Annotated in this window: 1 protein-coding gene; it reads left to right on the top strand. The window is 44.0% G+C overall.

Going from position 1 to position 2286, the window contains the following annotated elements:
* The first annotated feature begins 688 nt into the window (after nucleotides 1-688).
* Nucleotides 689-2209, top strand: a complete 1521-nt coding sequence (locus F6K38_RS39765; protein WP_287360398.1) for a group II intron reverse transcriptase/maturase — start codon at nucleotides 689-691, stop codon at nucleotides 2207-2209.
* Nucleotides 2210-2286: the final 77 nt, after the last annotated feature.

The following is a 2286-nucleotide window of genomic DNA, read 5'->3' on the forward strand; positions in this document are numbered from 1 at the left end:
AAGTGCGGCTCGTTCCAGCTAAGAGCCTTATTACATAAGGGGTATGAGCTGGGGGAAAGAAGGACTAAAAAACCTTCAAACCTAACTGACTGTTTGGATGGCGGTGAAAACCCGACCCCTTCAGGAGTGAAGTGACACCCGATCTGGCCACACCGAGACAGACGGCATTCTGTCAGAGTGACGCTGGCGACAGGGCGCAATCAGACATATTTCAGATGTATGACACTGGCGCTAATGGGAAGATGTCATGGGTAGATTAACGAAAGTCCTTAAAAAGTGTCTAAAAGCTAAGCCGCAATCTGATCGAGCCAAAGCGAGACTTCATCCTTTTATTCTCACGGTGTATTTTGAATGACAACCGTAAACTCCGAGAAGAGGATAGGCAAATTGGTTAGAAGTTACCGCAAGAATAGTGGAGCCTTTATAGTTAGTCGGCTATGGGTAAAAGGGTTAAAAATTTTGTAGTAAGGCTCCACTATTCTAAGGTTTCATCTCCGGACTGCCCTAAAACCTCATAACAATCTAACAGTCGGAACGAGTAAAAACGACAGCAACAAATGAGTCTAAGGAAAGGTCGAATCCTTAGTAAGTTATGCCAAACCTAATCCTCACTGTCGGGTAGGATGTAGCCGGAAACTGGCTACGGGTATTCAGAAAACACGAACTCTAGGAGAGCATAGGTAGACCCATGTCAAACAGATATAGCGACCTTTGGAAAGGACAAAAGTGGAAGAAACTCCGCCAAAATCTATTCCGCCTACAAAAGCGAGTGTTTAAAGCAGTTCGAGATGGCGACCTAAAGAAGGCGCGGTCACTCCAAAAACTGATTATGAAATCCCGTGCAGCACAACTTTTGGCAGTCCGTCAAGTGACACAGCTAAATAAAGGGAAAAAAACGGCGGGAGTTGACGGTAAGTCAAGCCTCAACTACCGGCAGAGATGGGAACTGGTAGAAACATTGAACGACTTTGCTTCGGACTGGAAGCATAGCCGACTCCGCGAAATCCCCATCCCTAAAAAGAACGGGAAAGTAAGGGTGTTGAAGATACCTACCATCGCTGATAGAGCATGGCAATGTCTAGCCAAATACGCTCTGGAACCTGCCCATGAGGCAACGTTCAGTGCCTATAGTTATGGATTCAGGCCGGGAAGAAGCGCACAAGATTCTCAGAAAATGCTATTCCTAAACCTGTGTTCGACTAAAAACGGCATACAAAAAAGAGTCTTAGAACTAGATATCAAGAAGTGCTTCGACCGAATAGCTCACACCACCATAATGAAGGAATTAATTGCACCTTCAGGCTTAAAATACGGGATATTTAGATGCCTAAAAGCAGGAACACATCCCGAATTCCCTGAGCAAGGAACTCCTCAAGGCGGTGTAGTTAGCCCGCTACTAGCAAACATAGCACTGAACGGAATAGAAGAATTAGACCCCAAAGTCAGAAGCATTAGATATGCCGATGACATGGTAATAATTCTAAAGCCAAAAGATAACGCTGAGAAAGTTTTAAATAAAATCAAAGCTTTCTTAGCAAAACGCGGAATGGAAGTCAGCGAGGAAAAAACCAAGCTAACTAAGACGACAGACGGGTTTGATTTTCTGGGGTGGTACTTCCGTGTCCAGAAAAACGGAAAATTTCGATGCATTCCCTCAGAGGATAATCATCGAAAAATACGTGAAAAAATCAAGCACGTAGTCAATAACTCGAACTATGGTGCCGAAATAAAAGCACAAAAAGTAGCCCCGATCGTACGTGGATGGAGAAACTACCATAAGAACTGCTATATGAGTAGTTCCAGGGATTCTCTATGGTTCATGAGAAATACGGCTCACCAGAAATTCCGCAAAGAAAAAAAGGTAAGTCGCTATAAAGCTACTGAACTATGTAAGAAAGCATTCCCGAAAGTAGGATACAGCCAAAATGAACACGTTAACGTTAAGGGGACTAAGTCACCTTATGATGGTGACCTAGTTTATTGGAGCAGAAGGAACTCGAACCTCTACTCAGATACTACCTCAGCAGCTTTGAAAAGGCAAAACCATTCCTGTGGATTTTGTGGACTAAGATTCCTAGAAGACGAGGATGTACACCTTCATCACATAGATGGAAACCACGACAACTGGAAATCAAAGAATCTAATAGCAGTACACAATAGCTGTCACCAGCAAATTCACTGGAGCACTCCTAAGGGAGAGAATATCTAGGAGCCATATGAGGGGAAACTTTCACGTATGGTATGACAGGAGAGGTGCCCTCCTTAATCGGAGGCATCGACTCTAAC

The organism is Moorena sp. SIO3B2 (assembly GCF_010692525.1).
GTDB lineage: Bacteria > Cyanobacteriota > Cyanobacteriia > Cyanobacteriales > Coleofasciculaceae > Moorena > Moorena producens.

Excerpts from the sequence above, each read along its gene's own strand:
- F6K38_RS39765 (WP_287360398.1), top strand. The coding sequence starts at position 689 with ATGTCAAACAGATATAGCGACCTTTGGAAAGGACAAAAGTGGAAGAAA.